This is a genomic window from Caballeronia sp. dw_19, assembly GCF_018449515.1.
Taxonomy (GTDB): Bacteria; Pseudomonadota; Gammaproteobacteria; order Burkholderiales; family Burkholderiaceae; genus Caballeronia.
The window spans coordinates 99,817-119,822 of the sequence record NZ_JAAVUQ010000002.1 but is presented as its reverse complement, the minus strand read 5'-3'; the positions used below and the strand labels follow the sequence as shown (position 1 = coordinate 119,822).

The window sequence follows — 20,006 nt, the reverse complement described above, 5'->3', positions numbered from 1 at the left end:
TTAAACAACCCGTGCAATTTAGACCGGATTATCGAACAGCGCAATCGCCTCCATACTGGCTCCACATTCATCAAGGAGCACGTCATGCCGAATTTCACGCCCGTTAGCACTTTTGAGCTTGGCCGACGTCCGGTGCATCGTCTGGGCTATGGCGCGATGCAACTGGCCGGACCCGGCGTGTTCGGGCCGCCGAAGGATCATGACGCGGCCATAGCCGTTTTGCGCGAAGCGGTGGCGTCGGGCGTCAATCACATCGATACGAGCGACTTCTATGGGCCGCACATCACCAACCAGCTCATTCGCGAAGCACTTCATCCGTACCGGGATGATCTCGTGATCGTCACGAAGCTTGGCGCCGTCCGCGGTGAAGGCGGCTCGTGGCTGCCGGCGCTGGAACCGGAAGACCTCCGGCGCGGCGCCCATGACAATCTGCGCAATCTTGGTTTGGACGTGCTCGACGTGGTTAATGTGCGGATCATGGGGAACATCCACTCTCCGGCCGAAGGGTCGATCGAAAAGCAGGTCACAGCGCTTGCCGAACTCCAGCGCGAGGGCCTTGTGCGCCATATTGGACTGAGCAATGTGACCGCGACCCAGATCGCCGAGGCGCAAGGCATTGCGGAGATTGTCTGCGTTCAGAACCATTACAACCTGGTTCAGCGGGAAGACGACACGCTGATCGACGAACTGGCGAGCAAGGGCATTGCGTACGTGCCGTTCTTCCCGCTTGGCGGGTTCACGCCGATCCAATCGTCCGTGCTGTCCACGGTCGCCGAAACGATAAGCGCAACACCCATGCAGGTGGCGCTCGCCTGGCTCCTGCATCGCGCGCCCAACATTCTGCTGATTCCGGGCACGTCGTCGCTCGCGCATCTGCGGGAAAACTTGCAGGCGGCGCAGTTGAGCTTATCGGACGCGGTGCTCGCTGAACTTGACGCGATCGGCCGAGCCAATGGGGAACACTAAACGCGTGAAACGCTAGGTCTGGCGGATGCGGCTGACCTGAGCGAAGCTCAGCGCAATTGCACCTCTTGATGTGGTTCCGCTGCGCTGCGCAAACACGTTATCGCGTGGCAGCATCGAACGGACGAGCGGCCCGTCACTGTCAGAGCGACGGGCCGTCAAACATTGCTGGCCGACGCTCCCCGCTATCAGGTCGGGGTTCACTTCTGCGGAAATCATCGGGCTGGATGACGATCCGTGTTCGGCCAGCACTCGCCCCAAAGGGTCGATGATCATGCCGCCTTGATTGCTGCCTTTCTCCGACCCATTGCTAAAGATAACGAACATTCCATTATCGGATGCTCGCGCGATCAACGACCGCCGCAACCAGTTCGCTGCATCTGCATTTTCTGCGGCGACCGCGCCATGCACGAGGTGCGGTCGAGTTCGCTGCGCTGAAGAAAGCCGCTGTAACGCGGCCTCTCCATGTCCGTCAGAACCATATGTCCGATGCGGCGCAACGAGTAACGTCGCGCCCATCAGCGCCGTCATGCGAACGTTCTCGATCAGATAATTATCCGCGCCAATCAGAATGCCGATACGGACGCCCCACGTCGTATCGAGGACGGTGTACTGCTCGCCCCGTTCTATACCGGGGTGTTCAACCACGTGCAGTTTTCGATGACAACAACGCACGCCTCCCGGCATACAAATCACAAAGCTGTTGAACAATCTCCCATCCGGCGCACGCTCGATGAATCCCACACCCGCCGCCACGCCGGTGCGCTCCACTGCATTGGCGACTTCATCGATCGAGCGACCATCGAGCGGCTCGGCGAGCGTTAGAAGCTCGCGGCGACGAAGGTTCAGGGTATCGCCGTATCCGGCCAGGCTGGCCTCAGGAAAAACAACCAGCGAGATTCCTTGAAGCGCGGCATCGGCGAGCCATGCTGAAACGTTCGCAACGTTGTGCGATGCATTTCCGCGCAAGGAGATCAGCGGGACCGTCGCAACCTTGAATGGAGGGGGCGAGGATAGAGACATTTGTTTTCCGCCTGACTGAAGAGCTCATGAAGAGTCCATTGGACCGCCCGGCATTCAATAAGTAAAATGAATCATTCGACACATTCAATTATTTTATGGAATGGAACTCAAACTTCTACGCGCCTTCCTGACCGTGACGGAACTCCACCATTTCGGCCGCGCCGCCGAAGCGCTCAATGTCACTCAACCCGCCCTTAGCAAACAGGTGGCTGCTTTGGAAGACTCCTTGGGTGCGCGGCTTTTTGAACGCGGCAGGCATGGCGCCGAACTGACTGCATTCGGCGCCGAGTTCCTTGCTGGCGCGCAAACGCTGGTACGCGATGCGGACGAACTCGTCGCACGCGCCCGCGAAGCGAGCAGTGGAAAGCGTGGATATTTGCGCGTAGGGCTTGGGCTCACGACCTTGACCCTGGCGCCGCAACTGATCGCGGAATTTCGAAGACTGAATCCGAACGTCGGCGTGTCGCTCAATGATCTTTCTTCAGCCGAGCAAACCCGCCAGCTTCTCGCAGGGAAGCTTGATGTGGGCTTCCTCCGCATGCCGGCCGATAGCGGGTTATCGTGTGTGCCGTTGCTCACCGAGGCGTTGGCGCTGGCCGTGCCTCGGCACGCAAAATGGAAGCGCCTTCCGTCTGATCTAAATGATCTCAACGAACTTGGCTTGATCGCGCTCGCGCGCAGCCGTGGCCCCGGGCTGGCAGCACAAATAGATCATTGGTGTAATGAGCACGATTTCGTGCCCCGCGTGATTCAGCAGACTGACGATATTCAGTCTGTTCTTGCCGCTGTCGCCGCTGGCGTCGGCGCTGCATTTTTGCCGTCCAGGGCGAAGTATCTTTTGCGGGATGCCAGGGTGTTGGCCTTGCGTGACGCGGCCGCCCGTTGGCAAGTCGGGCTGGCGTGGCAGGCGAGCCGCGATAACGCGGTGGTTACGCGTTTCGTCGAATTCGTGCGCGCGGCGAAGATACCGGCGGCTTCGTGAAGCATCGGTTGATTGAGGTGAATGCCGGAGCGTTAAGTGCCTCTCAAGGCGTCGTGTGAACTGCGTTACTTTCCTGCGGAGCGTGCCTTGATCTAAGGCTCCGGACCGCCACGCGGCACCGCAAGCGATTACGGTATTGTCGGGAAACGGAGTTCGTTGGACCAGCACGGAATTCGAAGGACCACCGCGTGCCGCAGTCGGCTCCAGGCAACTTGCCGATGAGGCTTAGTTCAGAGAGAGAGCGCGCGAGAGGCGCTTAACGACCCCAAGTGGAATTCCGATATGTCGAAGCATCAATGGCTCTTCGCAGATCGAAGCGGACGTTCGTCGGGCGAAGTTTGCGCGCTGTCATCGGCCATTGCGGTCATCCACTTATCATCCACTTACTCAGTCCGGCATCCCGTTATGCTCCCCAAGCGGTCTAGCGGGCCAGTCCACCCAGCGGTCAGGGCGGGTAAGTTCGTGCGCTTCGTTGAGCGGGTAACGAATACGGTTGTCGTCGCGCGGACGTTCGCCGATCACCATCAGCCTGACTTCGTCCTTCGTATTGTTAATGAAGGTATGGCAGATTCCGGTGCCTGCCGGAAACGCGACGGAATCGCCTTCACCAATGGGATGCAGCACTCCGTCGATCCAGACATCGGGCCTGCCCTCGATCACGTACACAAACTCTTGCTCGGTACTTTCGGCGTGCGGATATGACGTCCGCCGGCCGGGCAGAAGCCTCACATGATGAATGCCTATACGTGTGATGCCGAGTGCTGCGGAAAGCGGCGCGTCTAGCGCCATTGGCTCGGTATCGCCGCGATACGAATGCACATTCGATTCTTCTAGTTCAGTCCAGTGTTTGATGAAATCCGGTCGGCTCATCGGCTATTCTCCTTTAGGGCGAATACCGATAATAGCGGTTTAGGAGCGGACGTCAGCCGTGACTCGTGGTCAATCTCCGCGCATGGCCACTTCGGCGGAACAAGCAACGTTCATAACCGCGAATTGAACGGCTGCTTCGTGGGTGGAATCCGACCATGCGTTCGCAAGCAAGGCCGTCCAGGGCGGCTCGGCATCGCGGCATTAGCAGCTGTCCCGCGCCGGATCTCGATACCGAAACATTGAAAAATCGGCTCAAGAAACCATTCAGCCTGCCGTTATTGAGAAGATAGGGCGGTAATGGGGCACTTCCTGGCGATTGGCTGCGAGCCCCAAACCGAAATCTACCGTTTCGAGCCAACCGAGACCTTCCATGCAGATCCAGTCAGCAACCGCTGCTACGGCAACCGAGACCGCCTTGGGTGCCAGCGGGTCGTCCGTTTCGAAGGCCGGCAGCACCGGCGCGTCGTCCGCGACGAGTGGAGCGTCCACCGGCACGCCCTCCTCGACTGGAGGGGCGACCGGCGGTACGTCGTCGAGCGGAGCGACGGGCGGAGCTTCGTCCGGCTCGACACCCTCCACCTCCACTTCGGGTTCGCGCCCCGCAGGCGGTGGTGGTGGCGGTGGCGGTGGTGCATCAGCCTCTTCCAGCAGTTCCTCGACGACCGAACTCGACGAGATGAATGCACTGGTCGCGTCCCTCGAAGGCCAGCTCGCGCAGGTATCGTCTAGCACCGGCAGCGCGGCCGGTGGCGCTAACAGTAGCCAGATCAACGAGATCATGGCCCAGTTGCAAAGTGCGCAAAGCGCGTTGAGCGCGGCGGCGCAAAGTTCGAATACCAGCGAGGTCAGCCAGATCGCGACTCAGTTGCAGAGCGCGCAAGGTGCCCTAGCCCAGTTGATGTTGGCCAGCGGTCAGACAACGGGCCTGCTTTCGACCAGCGCATAAGCGGCACATTCTGGTCTCTGACGGTATTTTCTGGAAAGCATGGAGGTATCTCCTGCCAGCAAAACCACGGACCGGGAGCTGGTTGAGCGTCGCGATCATCGTCAGCGACTCAGACGTACAGACTGAATACGTCCGGCAGTGACGAGTGGAAAATGCTCATTGCTTGAGCTTAAACGGACTGTCATTACAAAGTCCCCGAGGCGGCTCGCGACGGCCACCTCTATCGAGTCTTTCCGCACGTACGCCACAGATGAGCCCGTCACGAATCTGTCCGTCAGCAGGCAGTGAAGTCGCACATCGAGCGATGATTTCTATAGTCCATTCTCCCCCCATTTTTCGAGACCAGGCACCACGGTGAACCCGTGGATCGTCACCTATGTGTCGAAGGGCCGGTTGTGGCCGCCGGCAACCTTTCGCAACCAGCGCAATGCGGGCTCCTCTCACACTCCAGCAAATCCAGCAAATTCGCGTCACACATTCAGCAAGTCCAATTCATTCGGTCCCGCGTCATCTGGCGCGTGACCAAATTTGTTGGCAAGCCTTTGATTTTTAATGCCCCCATCCAACCAATTCCTATCCCCCACGGTATTGCGCCCAGCACTTTTGATGTAAAATACTGTACATCCATACAGTTATTCAGGTCATGTCCGTTCCCAATGGCAATGTCGGCACATCCAGTTCTTACGCATCAATCGCGCTGAGCCTCTCGCGTGCTGGAGCGCCGCGGTGACAGCCACGCGGCATATCGCGCATCTGGACATGGACGCCTTTTATGCGTCCGTGGAACTGCTGCGTTATCCGGAACTGCGCGGCCAGCCAGTGGTGATCGGCGGCGGCAGGAACGCCACGCCCGAAACACTGGCTGATGGCACCCGGAGCTTTAAACGGCTGCGCGATTACGCGGGCCGTGGCGTTGTCACCACCTCGACCTATGAAGCACGCGCGCTCGGTGTGTTTTCCGCCATGGGCATGATGAAAGCCGCGCAGCTCGCACCCGACGCCATCCTGCTGCCCACCGACTTCGATTCATACCGGCACTACTCTCGCCTCTTCAAGGAGGCCGTGGCCACGTTCACCACGCAGATCGAGAACCGCGGTATCGATGAAATCTACATCGACCTGACTGACCTGCCGGGCGACCCCGCCGAGACCGCCGCACGCATCAAGCAGGCCGTGCGCGATGCAACCGCCCTGTCGTGTTCGATCAGCGTCGCGCCGAACAAGCTGCTGGCGAAGATCGGCTCGGAACTGGATAAACCCGACGGCCTGACCATCCTCACCCCCGCCGACATCCCCTTGCGAATCTGGCCGCTGCCCGTACGCAAGGTGAACGGCATCGGGCCGAAGGCGAATGAAAAACTGGCGGCTATCGGCATTGAGACCGTCGGTGATCTGGCGCGCGCGGACCCCGAGATACTGCAGGCCCGCTTTGGCCGGACTTACTCGGCATGGCTCCTGGAAGTGGCGCAGGGGTTCGACGACCGGCCCGTTGTGGTCAGCTCCGAGCCGAAATCGATGAGCCGCGAAACCACCTTCGAGCGCGACCTGCATGTGCGCCACGATCGCGCGGAACTCTCGGCGGCGTTTACCGACCTGTGTACGCGCGTGGCCGACGACCTGCGGCGCAAGGGATACGAGGGCCGCACGGTCGGCATCAAGCTGCGTTACAACGACTTCAGCACGGTCACGCGTGACCTGACCGTGCCGTTTCCAACAGCCGATGCAACGGAGATCCGTCGCGCCGCAACAGAGTGCCTGAAACGCGTACCGCTGGATCGGCGGCTGCGTTTGCTCGGGGTACGGGTAACGGCGTTGCTGCCGGTGGGATCGTATGTTGCTGAGCCGCAAGCGGTTCAGGGTGAATTGCCGTTCGCGGCGGATTAATTAGCAAAATCCAGGAAAAGCCAGGAAAGGAATCGTCGTGTTTCAAAGCGATCTGTTCAATGCCGTGCCGCTCGACCTTGTAGAAGACGCCGAAAGCGGGATTCGTTACCTGCCCGACGTGGTCCCGCAAGCCACTGCGCACGCGTGGTTCGAGCAGACGCTTGGTCAAGTGACTTGGGGCAATCAGCGCCGCCTGATGTACGAACGCGAGGTCGATGTGCCCAGGCTGATGGCGCATTTCTCGCTGGACGCAGCGGATTTGCCGGAGCCTCTGATGGAAGCTGCGGTACAAGTGCGCGCGATTGCCGGCGCGCAGTTCAACAGCGTCGGCTTGAATCTGTATCGCGATGGCAACGACAGCGTTGCGCCCCATAACGACAAGACGCAAGGGTTAGTGCAGAAAGCGCCAATAGCAATCCTTTCACTGGGCGCGACCCGTCGCATGACCATCCGCGCAAAGTCGGGCAAGGGCCGCACGCTCAATGTGGACCTGCATGCGGGCAGTGTGATCGTGATGAGTTATGCATCGCAATTTACGCACAACCACGGCATACCGAAGATGAGCGGTGTTGACGGGCCACGCATCAGCCTCGCGTTTCGATGCTTTGATGCTGCAAAGCTCAAGCAGCGCTAGGACCTCAGCAGTACTCCTTGTTTTAACCTCTAAGAGGGTGCGCCGAGGATTTGCAGGCGTTCTTATCGTTTCATCGATAACCGCCGTCGTGTTTGCGGCGCGTGCTATCCGAACCATGAAACGCCTGAGACACCTGAAACGCGCCGTGGTATTTTGGTTTATCCCGCGCCGGCAATTCGGCAATTCGGTAGCTCTGACTTTCAGCACTCAGGCGATTCGTATGAACAACCGGGCCCGCTATTTAACCGCGATCTGCATCAACGTGCTGTTCCCGTGGCTCGCCTATCACCTTGCGTATCCGCAGTGGGGCCACCTTGGAGCACTGGCCGCCTCCACGCTGCCGCTGATAGCCTGGATGACCTGGGACCTTTTACGCTTCCGCCACTTTGATGCACTAAGCGCAATCGTACTGGCCGGCACGTTATTCTCAATGGCGGTTTCATATTTTATCGACAACCCGCGTACGCGCCTTTTTGAAGCGCCCGTCATCTCCGGTTTGATCGGCGTCGTGTTCTTGATTTCACTCGCTTTTCCACGTCCGCTCGTGTTTTATCTCGGGCGGTCCACCATCGCCCGCGAGCAGGACGGAGGAACCGCTCAGTTCGAGCAATGGTGGCAAGACAATCCGGGCCTCGTAGCGGTCATTCGAAAGATGACACTTGTGTGGGGACTGGGTCTGACGATCGAGAATGCCGTGCGGCTGTTGCTTAATATCGAATGGGAAGACGCAGCGTGGATTGCCAGCGTTTCTACCTTTCTGCAGTACGCGACATACGGAGGATTGACGTTGTGGACCTTCCTTGAGAGAAGGCGCATCAAGCGAATGAACTCGGCGCCCTTGCCCGCGAAGTGAGACTGGCAATACGTTCGGCAGGCGTTCGAGTACTTGACGAATGTAGTCGCAAATGCAGCAGGAAGGCGCTGACTTTCACCGCCTCCCTTTGACCGCTAGCCAAGACACACCGCTATTTAAAACGCCTCCCAATCAGCAGCGCCGGCCAATGCAACGGGCCTCGACTTCTCCTTGATCAGCGCCGGAGTCTTGAGACGCGTAGCCGCTACAATAGCCGGCCCCGGGTTCGAACTCACGGCAACAGCGCGTTTCTTCGGCACTGCCAACGCACGATGCGCCGCACCACGCGCCGGTTTCGCGCTGAGCGCCGTCTTGCCGATATCCAGGCCGCTGTCGTTCAACTGGAACACCGACACGGCCGCCTTCAACGCGCCCGCCTGATCCTCCAGCGATTGCGCCGCGGCCGCGGCTTCCTCCACCAGCGCCGCATTTTGCTGGGTCACTTCATCCATTTGCGTGACCGCGCGCGCCACTTGTTCAATGCCGCTGCTCTGCTCTTCGGACGCCGCCGCGATCTCGCCCATGATGTCCGTCACACGCTGCACCGCGCCGATGATGTCCGACATCGTGCGGCCGGCATCGCCCACCAGCGTCGTGCCCGTCTGGACGCGCGAGACCGACGTGTTGATCAGCTCCTTGATCTCCTTCGCTGCCGCCGATGACCGTTGCGCGAGGCTGCGAACCTCTGCCGCCACGACCGCGAAACCCCGTCCCTGTTCACCGGCACGCGCCGCTTCCACCGCTGCGTTCAACGCAAGGATGTTGGTCTGGAACGCAATGCCTTCGATGATCGTGATGATGTCGGCGATCTTCGTCGAACTCTGGTTGATGTCGCCCATGGTGACAACCACTTGCGCCACAACCGTGCTGCCCTTGTTCGCAATGTCCGACGCGTTGGCGGCCAACGAGCTCGCCTGACGCGCGTTTTCCGCATTCTGCTTCACGGTGCCGGTCAACTCGTCCATGCTCGATGCCGTTTCCTGCAACGCCGACGCCTGCTCTTCCGTACGCGATGACAAATCGATATTGCCCGCCGCAATCTGCTTGGTCGCCGATGCAATGGATTCACTGCCCGAGCGCACCGTACGCACCGTGTTGACGAGGCTGGCCTGCATCTTCGCGAGACCTGATAACAGTTGCCCCATCTCGTCGCGCGAAGTGACGATCAACTCGCGGCGCAGGTCCCCTGCGGCGATTGCATCGAATTGCGCAAGCGCTTCGTCGAGTGGACGCCCGATCGAACGACGCAGCGACACCCACGAGAAAATAGCCGCCGCAAGGCCGGCCAGAATGGAAGCGATGCTGACGAGACGGAAGTCGCCGAATGCTTCCTGCGAGTTGTCGTAGTCGGTCCTGGCAGAGTCGAATTGATACTTGCGAAGCGCTTCGCCAAACCCGGCCAACTGGTTGAACGCAACCTGCATGGCTTCCGCGGAAGCGATAATCTTGTCTGCGTCGTTCGCCCTGATGTTGGCGTAACCGTCGTCCACCAGCTTCTGGAGTTCAAGGCGCTTGGCTTCGAAGTCCTCGGCCAGTTTGTGTTCGCCCGGACCCTGGGGCAGCGCGGCGTAGGTCGCCCACTCCTTGTCGGCCCGTGTGCGCATCAACGCCCCACGTCCAATGGCCGTTTCCGCGCCGGGCTTGCCAACGAGCAAGGCCGCACGATCGAAGCTGAGCCGCTCGCGGGCGGTAAACATTTCCGCGTTGCCGGCCGCGACAGCGCTAGGCATCTGGTTCATGAAGAGGCCACGAGTCGTGTCGTTACCGCGGCTCATTCCCCAAAGCCCCAGTCCTCCGATCACGATCAGCAACAGACCCAGAAGCGCCATGGCAATGCCCAGGCGGCCTTTAATCGTCGAAAACATGTTTGTCTCACTTTTTTTATATCTCACATCGATACCAAGCGGTGGCGTGCGTTGATGCCTGCGAACGCCACCGAGGCCGACTGTGTCATCCGGCCCATACCCTTTAACGGCAAACACCGGCGTCACTTGAGCGGATGCGTAAGCTGCATCAGCTTACATTTCAATAAATATTGAAATGAGGAAATGTTTCTTGTACGCTTTACCTCATGAAATCAGAAACCGTAGTTCGTGCCTTGGGCGCGCTCGCGCACGAGTCGCGGCTGGCAATCTTTCGGGCGCTGGTAGTAGCGGGACCCGAAGAGCGGACTCATCGGCTTCCTTACCAAAAACTGCTGCGAAGGCGGCGCGTGTTCGGCGAGCGCGGCGTCGATAAAACAGCAAGCCCCTCTTTAACGATTCATGGAGACTCACGGCATGGCCATCACGATTTACCATAACCCTGCTTGCGGTACGTCGCGCACTACCCTGGCGCTGATCCGCAATGCAGGCGTTGAACCGGAAGTGATCGAGTACCTCAAGACGCCGCCCAGTCGCGGCACGCTATCCAGGATGATCGAAGATGCAGGACTAAGCGTCCGGCAAGCGATCAGGGAGAAAGAGAAGTTGTTCGCGGAACTTGGTCTCGCCGATGCAACGCTGACGGACAAACAGTTGCTTGACGCCATGCTGGCGCACCCCGTCCTCATCAATCGCCCGTTCGTGGTCACGCCAGCAGGCACGCGTTTATGCCGGCCGGCCGAGCTGCTTTTGGAGATCCTGCCGGAAGCTCGATAAAGGCTGTTCAGCGGGGAAGGCGCATTTTTTGGCAGGAGGAAGCGGATATATTGATCTAATCAGGAATCCAGATTATTTACCATTGCCAAACCAATTTCGAATGGATACCTATGCCGAGCATCGGGAACCAGTCGCCGGTCATGGTGCAAGGATCGTTTTCTGCCAGCCTCGGATGAACCCGTCCGCGTAGTGGATGTCACTGAGCGCAAGAAAGCATGGACGGGTGCGGTTACGTCGCGGGCAGCGGTTGTTATGCGCAATGATTCCAGGCGGCAGGTTCGAGCTTCATCGCAACATCCGTCTCGTAAGTCTTGACTTAATTCCTCCCAAGCGGCTATTTTCGATCCTGACGGATTGCTCGCACGAGCCGCCCTTCGAGATATCGAGAATACACAACGATACGCAGCAATACACAGTGGCCTTTGCGCCGCCCATAAAAACCGATGGAGACAGGAATGAACAACACACTCGCCCGACGCTCTGCGTGCGGCCTCATTACCGCAGCCATCCTGAGCGTCACCGCGAGCGCGGCGCATGCAGCAGCCGACTCAGTCAAGCTCGGCTTCATTACAGACCTTTCAGGGCTCTACTCCGATTCCGATGGCCAGGGAGGTCTCGAAGCCATCCGCATGGCGATCGACGACTTCGGCGGCAAGGTGAACGGCAAGCCCATCGAACTGCTCTATGGCGATCACCAGAACAAGGCGGACATTGCGGCATCGAAAGCGCGCGAGTGGATCGACCGCGACGGCGTCAGCGGGATCATCGGCGGCACGAATTCGGCCACCGCGCTCGCGACCAACCAGATTGCCGCTGAAAAGAAGATTCCGTACATCAACGTGGGCGCGGGTGTCGATGCCCTGACCAACGAGCAATGCACGCCCTACACGGTCCACTACGCCTACGATACCGTCGCGCTCGCCAACGGCACCGGCCAGGCCGTGACGAAGCAAGGTGGCAAGACCTGGTACTTCCTGACCGCCGACTATGCATTTGGCAAGGCGCTGGAAAAGAACACGTCGGAGGTCGTGAAGGCGAATGGCGGGCAGGTGCTGGGCGCCGTGCGGCATCCGTTATCGGCGTCGGATTTCTCGTCGTTCCTGTTGCAGGCGCAAGCGTCGAAAGCACAGGTCCTGGGCCTTGCAAACGCGGGCGGCGACACCATCAACTCGATCAAGGCTGCAAAGGAATTCGGCCTGACCAAGTCGATGAAAATTGCCGCTCTGCTGATCTTTCTTACCGACATCCACAGCCTGGGGCTTGAGACCGCCCAAGGTCTTCTGGCGACCGATAGCTGGTACTGGAACAAGGATGCCGAGACCCGCAAATGGGCGCAGCGCTACTTCGCCAAGATGAAGAAGATGCCGACCAGCCTCCAGGCCGCGGACTATTCGGCCGCGACCACCTACCTGAAGGCGGTACAGGCGGCGGGTTCGACCGACAGCACGAAGGTGATGGAGCAACTGCACAAGATGAAGATCGACGACATGTACGCCAAGGGTTATATCCGGCCCGACGGCACCATGATTCACGACATGTACCTGATGCAGGTGAAGAAACCCTCGGAGTCGAAGGAGCCGTGGGATTTCTATACGATCACCGCGACCATACCCGGCGAGCAGGCTTTCGGGTCCAAAGCCATATCGCGTTGCGCGTTGTGGAAGTGAGTTGCAACGCGGGGCATGGTAGCGTTCGCGGCTGGAAACGTATCAGCTAGAGAATGAGTTCAGGAGAGAGGGCAACTCCTTCATGCACGCAGCGCGGGCTCACAGCCCCGCTGCACCCAGCTCCTGTTTCCCGTCCTGAATGAGGCGGGCGAATACGTGGGTCTTAAACCCCTTTACCCGCCCAGCCGACGAACCAGCGATAGCCATGCGCTTTATCATCCGAGCCGTCGGGATTATCAAGAGACACCGGCGCGCGACGTGATAATCATGCAGCCGGCTGACGGATCAGGACCGGTAGTCGGGAAGGTTGTCGGTTATCAGGCGCAGCGCCGCTTGCCACGCCAGTTCGATGATGGCGTCCGCACCGTCCGAGTCGAACTGCCGCGCGGTGAGTTCGCGAACATGCTCTGGCGGTATCCGCAATTGCACGCCTCCGGCCAGCGCCTGCACCTGCGCCTGGCAAGCGCGCTCGAGAAAGTAGATCTCGTGAAACGCGTGCGCAGCGGTCGCACCGCCGGCGAGCAGGCCGTGGTTGCGCAGGATCATCGCCTTGTGCGGGCCAAGATCGGCAACCAGGCGTTCACGCTCGCCCAGGTCAAGCGCAATGCCTTCATAGTCGTGGTAACCCAGCTTGCCGTAGAACTTCAGCGCATGCTGGCTGATAGGCAAAAGCCCTTGCTCTTGCGCCGACACAGCGGTCCCCGCTGCCGTATGCGTATGTACGACAAAAGCGATGTCCTCCCGCGCCATGTGAACCGCCGAGTGGATGGTAAAACCGGCCTCATTGACGATAAAAAGCTCGGGCGTATCGCGTGCACGCTCGTCGATCACCTTGCCCTCGTAGTCGATCTTTACAAGGTCCGAAGCGCGCATTTCGTGGAACAACACGCCGTATCGGTTGATCAGGAACGCGGGTTTCAGGCCTGGCAATCGCGCGGTAATGTGCGTGTCGATCATGTCCGTCATGCGGAAATGCGCCATCAGCCGATACAACGCCGCCAGATCCTCGCGGACCTTTTGTTCCGCAGCCACAATGGTCGTAGTCGTCGTTTCCATAATGTGTTCCTTCCTCCTGATGACGCAGCTTTAGGCTTGAACAACGAAGCTTGATGGCGCCTTAGCGACGTTTCACGCCCGGTAGCACGCACAGCATTTCATAAAGCAGGTTCGCTCCCAGCAGCGACGTGTTCCCGCTCGTATCGTAGGGCGGCGACACTTCGACCAGATCGCATCCGATCAGATCCAGCCCATGGCAACCCCGGATGATCTCGATGCCCTGGATCGTCGTCAGCCCGCCAATCTCGGGCGTGCCCGTGCCCGGTGCCCACGCTGGATCGATACCGTCGATGTCGAAGCTCAGGTACACCGGACCGCCCGCCACCTTGGCCCGGACTTCGGCCATCAGAGGCTCCAGCGACTTGTGCCAGCACTCTTCCGCCTGCACCACGCGAAAGCCTTGGCGGCGGCTCCAGTTGAAGTCGTCGGCGGTATAACCCTGGGCACGCAGTCCGATTTGTACCACACGCTCGCAATCGAGCAGGCCCTCCTCCACCGCGCGCCGGAAGGTCGTGCCGTGGGCGATCTTCTCGCCGAACATGTGGTCGTTGACGTCGGCATGAGCATCGACATGTACGAGGCCGATCTTGCCATGCTTGCGATGCAACGCGCGCAGGATCGGCAAGGTAATGGTGTGATCGCCGCCCAGGGTCAGCGGCACCACGTCGTGTTCGAGGATCCGGTCATACGACTCTTCAATGATCCGCACCGCGTCCAGCAGATTGAAGGTGTTGATGGCCACGTCGCCAATATCGGCCACCGAAAGCGAGTCGAACGGAGCGGCACCGGTCGCCATGTTGTAAGGCCGGATCAAGACGGACTCAGCGCGAATTCCGCGCGGGCCGAACCGGGTACCGGCGCGCAAGGACGCGCCAATGTCCAGCGGCACGCCGATAAACGCAGCGTCCAGGCCCGCAGCCGAGGTGAGATGCGGCAAGCGCATCATGGTGGCAATGCCGCCAAAGCGCGGCATTTCATTACCGCCGAGCGGTTGGTGAAAGATCTTTTCCATGGCGCGTCCTCACATTCATTCGTCGAACTGTCTGCGTTGAATTCTGGCGCTCATCGGCGTACCGACAAAGTGCTGGTGCGAAATATTTAGTTCAGTTATTTCTAAAGTATCGGCACGTGTGGCCCGGGGGCATTGCTTGGCCGCTTTTCCACCGGGCAGTTTGCTTGGCCGTTTACCGTATTCGATGGAGTTTGATGTGGCCACTGTTTTGCCTGAAGCACGCCTGCTGCGCATTTTTATCTGTGTGATCCGGCACCAGGGTTTTGCCGCGGCGCAACAGGAACTCAACCTGTCGACGTCGGCGATCAGCACCTATATGAGTCAGTTGGAGTCGCTGGTGGGCGTGGTGTTGTGTCATCGCGGGCGCGGCGGTTTCAGTCTGACACCGAAGGGCGAGGAGTTCCATCAGGAAGCGTTGCGGCTGCTTGGCGAGGTTGACGGTTTCGAGCGTTACGCCGCCGGACTGCGCGGAGAATTGCGCGGCAGTATCAAGCTGGGCGTACTCGATTCCACTGTCAGCGATAAAGCGTTGCCGCTCGCCGAGATCATTGGTGCATTTACGCGCGAGCACCCGGCGCTACATTTGCATTTGCATGTGCAAAGCCCTTATGAATTGCAGCTTAGCGTGCTGGGAAATCGCCTTGACCTGGCGATCGGCGCGTTTCAGTTGCGCATGAACGGGCTGATCTACCATTCGCTTTATTGCGAGCAGCACTGGTTGTATTGCAGCGATACCCATCCGCTTTTCAATGAGCGTCACATCCCGCAGGAAACGATCAGTCAGCAGCGGATGGTCGGGCGGACGTACTGGAGTCAGACAGAGCTGGCACGGCATGGATTCAAGCGTAGCGAAGCGACGGTGGACAGCATGGAAGGGCAACTGATTCTGATCTTATCCGGTGCGTTTATTGGCTTCCTGCCGGAGCATTACGCGCAGGCCTGGGTCGAAAAGGGCCGACTGCGTGCGCTCGCACCGGCAGGGTTTGGCTACCAGGCGCCGTTCGCGTTGATCGTGAGGCGCGGGCGTTCAAAGGAACCTTTGATCCGGAAATTCCGCGATACGTTGAAGGGTCATTTGGAGCGCTGAGGGCGGGAAGGGAAAGCCGATCCGTCTCGCCGGAATATTCCCTGGTGCCTGGGCTCCGATGAATCCAGGCCCGACCTGCCCGCATATTTCCTCATACGATTGTGTGCCACCGAACATCGCGTCATGTCCGCAACAGGCACCATGGAGCGTATCCGTGGATGCTCTGCCCTTCGTTTTACTTCCGATCACTTGTTCTTGCCAGACCGAGCGCGTGAGCCCGCAGGGCGACCGCCGGACAGCGGCGTTTATTACTCGAGACACTATGAACCAGGCTGATTGTCAGTTTGAGATCGTGAGCGACGAAGACGGCTTTCGCGCTTTACAGCCCGAATGGGACGGCCTCTGGTCGAGCGCGCACGGTCAATATGGCCAGTCGTTCAGCGTGTGCTGGCTGGCCTGGCAACATGTCGCCAAGCCGCGTGGCAGACGCCTCTGCTGCATCGTGCATCGCGAGAACGGGCGACTTGTTATGGTCTGGCCACTCGTGACGTACCGGCGGCTCCTGTGGACTTATCTTTGCCCCCTGAGCCCCGAAGCCGGCGATTACACGAGAGTGCTCGTCACCAATAGCCCCGCTGCCCCGGCTCTGATTGCGGGCGCATGGCGGACGGCGCTGAAGCGTTGCGGCGCCGATTTCATCAAGCTTCCGTATGTGGATGAAGGCTCCGAACTGCACGCGATCGCCTCGCGCGAACGCCATGTGATGATCGCTGCACGCACCGTCGCCGCGTTTGCGAAGCTCCGCGACGAAACTGAATGGGACACGTTTTGCAAGACGCTGGGCACGATGAGCGGGAAAAAACCCGGTGCGCTCGAACGCCGCTTGTCGAAGGAAGGTCAGCTTGAAGTGCGCCTCACGGAGCCCGGCAACGCCAGCGAAAACGCGGCGCTGGTCGACTGGATCCTGGCGCGCAAACGCGCATGGGGCGATCGGGTCGGTAAGAGAGGCGAGTGGCTCGATTCGTCGCATTACCGGGACTTTCTCGTCAACCTCCTCTGCCCGGCGAACGGATGCGCCATGGCCCGTCTGTTCGTCGTCACGCTGGACGGCACGCCGGTCGCGGCCACGGTGGTGGGCGTGGGCACGACCTGCGTCGACGGCCTGATTGCGAGTTTCGACGCCCGGTTTGCCAAGTTCGGTCCCGGTTCGATCGTCGTTGAACACGTCGTCAAATGGGCATTCGATCAACGCCTGAATGTAGATTTCGGCGTGGGCGCCGAACGCTTCAAAGCCTATTGGAGCCGCAATAACATTACCGGAGCGTGGAGCGCGCAGATTGCCAGTTCGCGCTGGGGCGTGCTCGCGTTTCGCAGCAAAAAAACCGTGCGGGCGGTTACCCGGCGGCTGGCCCAATTAAGCGGCTCGCTAACGGGGCAAAAGCGTGGCGCGGCAACCTTCAAGCCCAACGATCCCGGCGGTCAGCGCACGCTCGATCTCCCGATGAATCCATCCTGACGGGTCCGCTCATTGAAGCGGCCTGCGAACGCACAATATCAAACATAGGGGAATAATTTGCCGCGTCGGTTCGTTTAGCTCATGAGTGCCGCACATCGCGCTGGCGGTTGCTGCGCGCTCGTCCAAAATCCATGGGGAAACCAAATGAACTTCAAACGCGTTGCATCGACGTTGCTGGCTGTCCTGACCGTCTCGCTTGCAGTCTCCCTTGCCGGATGCCAAACCGATGGTTCAGCCTCGGGATCGAGCTCGGGCGGGAGCAGCAGCGGCGGGTATTGAGTTGACTCGATTGAAACCGATTAAAACGATCGCGTTGATAAACATGTTCTGGATGCTGGGACCGTGAAGGGTCCGCCGCGTCCCCCGGGGATGCAGGAGTCTGATTTCCAGCAGGCGTTGACAGCATTCAGGGCGATTGCGGGTCAGAATGCCGTTCTTGCGGGAGACGGTGAGGCGCAGCCATATCTGGATCCGTTCGCGCCTGGTGACGCACATGTTTATGAAGCGTCAGCCGTTGTGATGGTCTCGGATGTCGAGCAGCTTCGCGCCGTGCTCGGCGTGGCGAACCGCTACGGCGTACCGTTGTGGAGCGTATCGACCGGACGCAACTTCGCTTATGGCGGCGCAGCACCCAGGCTTAAAGGCTCCGTCGTGCTGGACTTGCAGCGCATGAACCGCATCATCGAGATCAATGAGGCGCTCGGTTACGCGCTGGTCGAACCGGGTGTCAGCTACTACGATCTTTATCAGGCACTTCAAGCGCGAAGCGTCAGGTTATGGCTCGATCCGCCGGCCGCCGGATGGGGCAGCGTGGTCGGCAATACACTGGAGCGCGGCTTCGGCACGACCCCATACGGGGATCACGCGGCCATGCAATGCGGGATGGAAGTGATGCTGGCGAACGGCGAGATCGTACGCACCGGCATGGGTGCAATGAACAATAATCAGGACTGGCAAGTATTCAAGGCGGGCTTCGGTCCATCCTACGATGCCATGTTCATGCAGTCGAATTTTGGCATTGTCACCAAGCTCGGCATCTGGCTGATGCCGAGGCCCGAAGGCTACATGCTGTGCCGTTATACGTTCCGGCACGACGCCGATCTCGAGAGCATTGTCGAGACGCTGCGTCCGTTGAAACTCGACGACACGATACAAAGCAGCGCCGTCATCGAAAGCGCGGTGCGATGGGCCGCCGGCGTGTCGACGCGCAAACAGTGGTATGACGGTCCGGGCGCCATGCCCGATGCGGCCATAGAGACCATGGCGCGCAAGCTCGGCATAGGTCGCTGGAATCTTCGCTTCTGCCTGTATGGCCCCGAAGCGCTGGTGAGGGCGCGTCGCGATGTGATACACCGGCGCTTCTCATCCATCGCCGACGCGGAGTTGATCGAGTCACCCTATACCCATGCCGACGTTGAACCCAAAGGCGGCGGCGATCGCAGCCAGGTTGGCATTCCCAATCTCGACGCATTCAACTTGCTGAACTGGCCCGGCGGCGCCGGCGCGCACATCGATTTCTCGCCTGTCTGTGCGCCGCTCGGCCGCGACGCGGTCCGGCAATATCGAATGATCGCGGACCGGGCGGCGCATTATGGCTTCGACTACTACGGCGGTTTTACAGTTGGCCCGCGCAGCATGCATCACATCTTTGCCGCTATTTTCAATCGTGACGATCCTATGCAAGCGCGCGCCGCAGGTGAGCTGCTGAAGACGTTGATCAACGACTTCGGCGCGGCGGGTTATGGTCAATACAGGACCCATCTCGCCTTCATGGATCTTGCCGCATCCCAGTATGATTTCAACAATCATGCATTGATGCGCATGAGCGAGAGCATCAAGGAAGCGCTCGATCCGAACGGCATTCTATCGCCAGGAAAACAAGGTATCTGGCCCAGGAAGATCAAGGAGCGCGACTGATGAAAACTGGCCGGCGCGGGTTCCTTGCAACCGCTTCGATGGCGGCCGCATGCATGCGCGTGTCATGGCCCACGCAGGCGACGTTGCGGTCGCGGATGCTATCAAGCGAGCAAGTGGCGCTCGGCCACACGCTCACCATCGTCTTCGACGAACACCTGGCGGACAGCCGCGCTTTTGCCGTTAGATCGCGCACGACGGGCGCACGCATTGTGCCGCTAGGAAACGACATAGGCATGCTGTGGTTTGAACACTTGATGCCTCTGGCCAGTTCGCCTGGAAACACGATCGCGGGATTGACGACACACGCAAACGCGTTCTTGCTGACCCGCTTCGCCCAAGGCATCGGCTTGCAGGTTGCGCAATGCACGGCCGAGGCGCACGCGGGGCCCAACACGCTGGTCATGTGGCAACTGATTGCTACCGGCGCTCGGACATGTTCCTGAGCCAATTCGACACCCACGCGCAATCGGTAAGAAAGAGCATAAGCGCCCATGAGGGCAAGTAAAAACCCGACAGCATTCCGTTAAAGAAACATGACGGTGACGGCCTTTCAAGCCCCATTGGGGTGCCGTTTTATGTGTGCTGACGCACCCCGTTTCAGTAGCCTGTTTGTGGTTGTGATGTAGCGCACATAGCCGGAGGTTTTCTCGTTGGTCCCCGTATTCGGCGCCGATACACTTTGGCTAAATCGTAAAACCAGGGAAGAAGATGCAACCCATAACGGGCTTCGTGCTATACGGCATCTGCGCAGCAATAGTCGCCGCGATTGCCGGCAAGAGGGGTCTGAGCTGGAGCGCGTATCTCCTTGTCATGCTGCCCTTGGGACCGGCGGTCGCGATCATCATGCCGCTCTTCACGCAGGGCTCGGCAAACAGCCTGATGACAACAGCACTCGTTTTCTGCGTGCCGCTGGCCGGGCTGCTGGCAGCGCTGTTCAGCAAGGGACCGGCGCCGCTAACGTCAGGCGCCGAATCACGCGAGCGGAAAGGCGCTTAAGCATTGCAGGCGCTCGCCTTC

Annotated in this window: 20 protein-coding genes and 1 pseudogene; 15 read left to right on the top strand and 6 right to left on the bottom strand. The window is 59.7% G+C overall.

Annotation, left to right across the window (positions count from 1 at the left end; genetic code table 11):
- The first annotated feature begins 84 nt into the window (after positions 1-84).
- A complete protein-coding gene (locus HB376_RS03455; RefSeq protein ID WP_213762028.1) occupies positions 85-966 on the top strand; it encodes an aldo/keto reductase family oxidoreductase in 882 nt (293 codons plus the stop codon).
- Between the two features lie 12 nt (positions 967-978).
- Here the strand turns inward: HB376_RS03455 and HB376_RS03450 are convergent, their stop codons facing one another.
- Positions 979-1,986, bottom strand: coding sequence for a nitrilase-related carbon-nitrogen hydrolase (locus tag HB376_RS03450; RefSeq protein ID WP_213762027.1), 1,008 nt, complete (start codon positions 1,984-1,986; stop codon positions 979-981).
- Between the two features lie 100 nt (positions 1,987-2,086).
- Here HB376_RS03450 and HB376_RS03445 point away from each other — a divergent pair, with 100 nt between their 5' ends.
- Positions 2,087-2,968, top strand: a complete 882-nt coding sequence (locus tag HB376_RS03445) for a LysR substrate-binding domain-containing protein (RefSeq protein WP_213762026.1) — start codon at positions 2,087-2,089, stop codon at positions 2,966-2,968.
- Between the two features lie 387 nt (positions 2,969-3,355).
- Here the strand turns inward: HB376_RS03445 and HB376_RS03440 are convergent, their stop codons facing one another.
- Both HB376_RS03440 and HB376_RS03435 read right to left on the bottom strand, forming a co-directional pair.
- Complete coding sequence (locus tag HB376_RS03440; protein ID WP_213762025.1) at positions 3,356-3,838, bottom strand: cupin domain-containing protein; 483 nt, start codon at positions 3,836-3,838, stop codon at positions 3,356-3,358.
- A gap of 264 nt (positions 3,839-4,102) precedes the next feature.
- On the bottom strand, positions 4,103-4,618 hold the full coding sequence (locus HB376_RS03435; protein ID WP_213762024.1) for a hypothetical protein: 516 nt from the start codon (positions 4,616-4,618) through the stop codon (positions 4,103-4,105).
- Here HB376_RS03435 and HB376_RS03430 point away from each other — a divergent pair.
- From HB376_RS03430 to HB376_RS03415, 4 genes are all read left to right on the top strand, one after another.
- Positions 4,617-4,784, top strand: a complete 168-nt coding sequence (locus HB376_RS03430) for a hypothetical protein (RefSeq protein ID WP_213762023.1) — start codon at positions 4,617-4,619, stop codon at positions 4,782-4,784. The genes HB376_RS03435 and HB376_RS03430 overlap by 2 nt on opposite strands.
- 726 nt (positions 4,785-5,510) lie before the next feature.
- The gene (gene dinB, locus HB376_RS03425) at positions 5,511-6,668 is read left to right on the top strand and encodes a DNA polymerase IV (RefSeq protein ID WP_213762022.1); all 1,158 of its coding nucleotides are present in this window, start codon (positions 5,511-5,513) and stop codon (positions 6,666-6,668) included.
- Positions 6,669-6,705: 37 nt separating this feature from the next.
- Entirely contained in the window at positions 6,706-7,302 is a 597-nt protein-coding gene (locus tag HB376_RS03420; protein WP_213762021.1) for an alpha-ketoglutarate-dependent dioxygenase AlkB, read from the top strand.
- Positions 7,277-8,155 (top strand): VC0807 family protein, encoded by an 879-nt coding sequence (locus HB376_RS03415; protein WP_255631143.1) that lies wholly within the window; start codon positions 7,277-7,279, stop codon positions 8,153-8,155. The genes HB376_RS03420 and HB376_RS03415 overlap by 26 nt, the downstream gene beginning before the upstream one ends.
- A 116-nt stretch (positions 8,156-8,271) precedes the next feature.
- On the opposite strand, the gene HB376_RS03410 is transcribed toward HB376_RS03415, so the two are convergent.
- Positions 8,272-10,020 carry a methyl-accepting chemotaxis protein gene (locus tag HB376_RS03410; protein WP_213762020.1) on the bottom strand — a complete coding sequence of 583 codons (1,749 nt, stop codon included), beginning with the start codon at positions 10,018-10,020 and terminating at the stop codon, positions 8,272-8,274.
- 206 nt (positions 10,021-10,226) lie between these two features.
- On the opposite strand from HB376_RS03410, the pseudogene HB376_RS40770 reads away from it, so the two are divergent.
- The 3 genes and pseudogenes from HB376_RS40770 to HB376_RS03400 all read left to right on the top strand — a co-directional run bounded on the left by HB376_RS40770 (position 10,227) and on the right by HB376_RS03400 (position 12,461).
- Positions 10,227-10,413, top strand: a pseudogene (locus tag HB376_RS40770) (hypothetical protein).
- Between the two features lie 21 nt (positions 10,414-10,434).
- Positions 10,435-10,794, top strand: coding sequence for an arsenate reductase (glutaredoxin) (arsC, locus tag HB376_RS03405; RefSeq protein ID WP_213762019.1), 360 nt, complete (start codon positions 10,435-10,437; stop codon positions 10,792-10,794).
- Positions 10,795-11,249: 455 nt separating this feature from the next.
- A complete protein-coding gene (locus HB376_RS03400) occupies positions 11,250-12,461 on the top strand; it encodes an ABC transporter substrate-binding protein (RefSeq protein WP_213762018.1) in 1,212 nt (403 codons plus the stop codon).
- 285 nt (positions 12,462-12,746) lie between these two features.
- On the opposite strand, the gene HB376_RS03395 is transcribed toward HB376_RS03400, so the two are convergent.
- Positions 12,747-13,517 carry a class II aldolase/adducin family protein gene (locus tag HB376_RS03395; protein WP_213762017.1) on the bottom strand — a complete coding sequence of 257 codons (771 nt, stop codon included), beginning with the start codon at positions 13,515-13,517 and terminating at the stop codon, positions 12,747-12,749.
- A 61-nt stretch (positions 13,518-13,578) separates the two neighbouring features.
- Entirely contained in the window at positions 13,579-14,529 is a 951-nt protein-coding gene (gene speB, locus HB376_RS03390; RefSeq protein WP_213762016.1) for an agmatinase, read from the bottom strand.
- Positions 14,530-14,725: 196 nt separating this feature from the next.
- Here speB and HB376_RS03385 point away from each other — a divergent pair, with 196 nt between their 5' ends.
- From HB376_RS03385 to HB376_RS03365, 6 genes are all read left to right on the top strand, one after another.
- Complete coding sequence (locus tag HB376_RS03385) at positions 14,726-15,616, top strand: LysR family transcriptional regulator (protein ID WP_346730430.1); 891 nt, start codon at positions 14,726-14,728, stop codon at positions 15,614-15,616.
- A 262-nt stretch (positions 15,617-15,878) separates the two neighbouring features.
- The gene (locus HB376_RS03380) at positions 15,879-17,072 is read left to right on the top strand and encodes a GNAT family N-acetyltransferase (protein WP_213762015.1); all 1,194 of its coding nucleotides are present in this window, start codon (positions 15,879-15,881) and stop codon (positions 17,070-17,072) included.
- A 144-nt stretch (positions 17,073-17,216) separates the two neighbouring features.
- The gene (locus HB376_RS40765) at positions 17,217-17,351 is read left to right on the top strand and encodes a hypothetical protein (protein WP_255631142.1); all 135 of its coding nucleotides are present in this window, start codon (positions 17,217-17,219) and stop codon (positions 17,349-17,351) included.
- Positions 17,352-17,441: 90 nt separating this feature from the next.
- The gene (locus HB376_RS03375) at positions 17,442-18,989 is read left to right on the top strand and encodes an FAD-binding oxidoreductase (RefSeq protein WP_213762271.1); all 1,548 of its coding nucleotides are present in this window, start codon (positions 17,442-17,444) and stop codon (positions 18,987-18,989) included.
- Positions 18,989-19,432: a hypothetical protein gene (locus HB376_RS03370; RefSeq protein ID WP_213762014.1), complete on the top strand. Its 444-nt coding sequence runs from the start codon at positions 18,989-18,991 to the stop codon at positions 19,430-19,432. The genes HB376_RS03375 and HB376_RS03370 overlap by 1 nt, the downstream gene beginning before the upstream one ends.
- Before the next feature lie 265 nt (positions 19,433-19,697).
- Positions 19,698-19,985 (top strand): hypothetical protein, encoded by a 288-nt coding sequence (locus HB376_RS03365; protein ID WP_213762013.1) that lies wholly within the window; start codon positions 19,698-19,700, stop codon positions 19,983-19,985.
- The last annotated feature ends 21 nt before the right edge of the window (positions 19,986-20,006 follow it).

What these genes read in the sequence shown, in the direction of transcription:
- HB376_RS03455 (WP_213762028.1), top strand. Translation starts at nt 85, where the DNA reads ATGCCGAATTTCACGCCCGTTAGCACTTTTGAGCTTGGCCGACGTCCG.
- HB376_RS03450 (WP_213762027.1), bottom strand. Translation starts at nt 1,986, where the DNA reads ATGTCTCTATCCTCGCCCCCTCCATTCAAGGTTGCGACGGTCCCGCTG.
- HB376_RS03445 (WP_213762026.1), top strand. Translation starts at nt 2,087, where the DNA reads ATGGAACTCAAACTTCTACGCGCCTTCCTGACCGTGACGGAACTCCAC.
- HB376_RS03440 (WP_213762025.1), bottom strand. Translation starts at nt 3,838, where the DNA reads ATGAGCCGACCGGATTTCATCAAACACTGGACTGAACTAGAAGAATCG.
- HB376_RS03430 (WP_213762023.1), top strand. Translation starts at nt 4,617, where the DNA reads ATGGCCCAGTTGCAAAGTGCGCAAAGCGCGTTGAGCGCGGCGGCGCAA.
- HB376_RS03435 (WP_213762024.1), bottom strand. Translation starts at nt 4,618, where the DNA reads ATGATCTCGTTGATCTGGCTACTGTTAGCGCCACCGGCCGCGCTGCCG.
- HB376_RS03415 (WP_255631143.1), top strand. Translation starts at nt 7,277, where the DNA reads ATGCTGCAAAGCTCAAGCAGCGCTAGGACCTCAGCAGTACTCCTTGTT.
- HB376_RS03410 (WP_213762020.1), bottom strand. Translation starts at nt 10,020, where the DNA reads ATGTTTTCGACGATTAAAGGCCGCCTGGGCATTGCCATGGCGCTTCTG.
- arsC (WP_213762019.1), top strand. Translation starts at nt 10,435, where the DNA reads ATGGCCATCACGATTTACCATAACCCTGCTTGCGGTACGTCGCGCACT.
- HB376_RS03400 (WP_213762018.1), top strand. Translation starts at nt 11,250, where the DNA reads ATGAACAACACACTCGCCCGACGCTCTGCGTGCGGCCTCATTACCGCA.
- HB376_RS03395 (WP_213762017.1), bottom strand. Translation starts at nt 13,517, where the DNA reads ATGGAAACGACGACTACGACCATTGTGGCTGCGGAACAAAAGGTCCGC.
- speB (WP_213762016.1), bottom strand. Translation starts at nt 14,529, where the DNA reads ATGGAAAAGATCTTTCACCAACCGCTCGGCGGTAATGAAATGCCGCGC.
- HB376_RS03380 (WP_213762015.1), top strand. Translation starts at nt 15,879, where the DNA reads ATGAACCAGGCTGATTGTCAGTTTGAGATCGTGAGCGACGAAGACGGC.
- HB376_RS40765 (WP_255631142.1), top strand. Translation starts at nt 17,217, where the DNA reads ATGAACTTCAAACGCGTTGCATCGACGTTGCTGGCTGTCCTGACCGTC.
- HB376_RS03375 (WP_213762271.1), top strand. Translation starts at nt 17,442, where the DNA reads ATGCAGGAGTCTGATTTCCAGCAGGCGTTGACAGCATTCAGGGCGATT.
- HB376_RS03370 (WP_213762014.1), top strand. Translation starts at nt 18,989, where the DNA reads ATGAAAACTGGCCGGCGCGGGTTCCTTGCAACCGCTTCGATGGCGGCC.
- HB376_RS03365 (WP_213762013.1), top strand. Translation starts at nt 19,698, where the DNA reads ATGCAACCCATAACGGGCTTCGTGCTATACGGCATCTGCGCAGCAATA.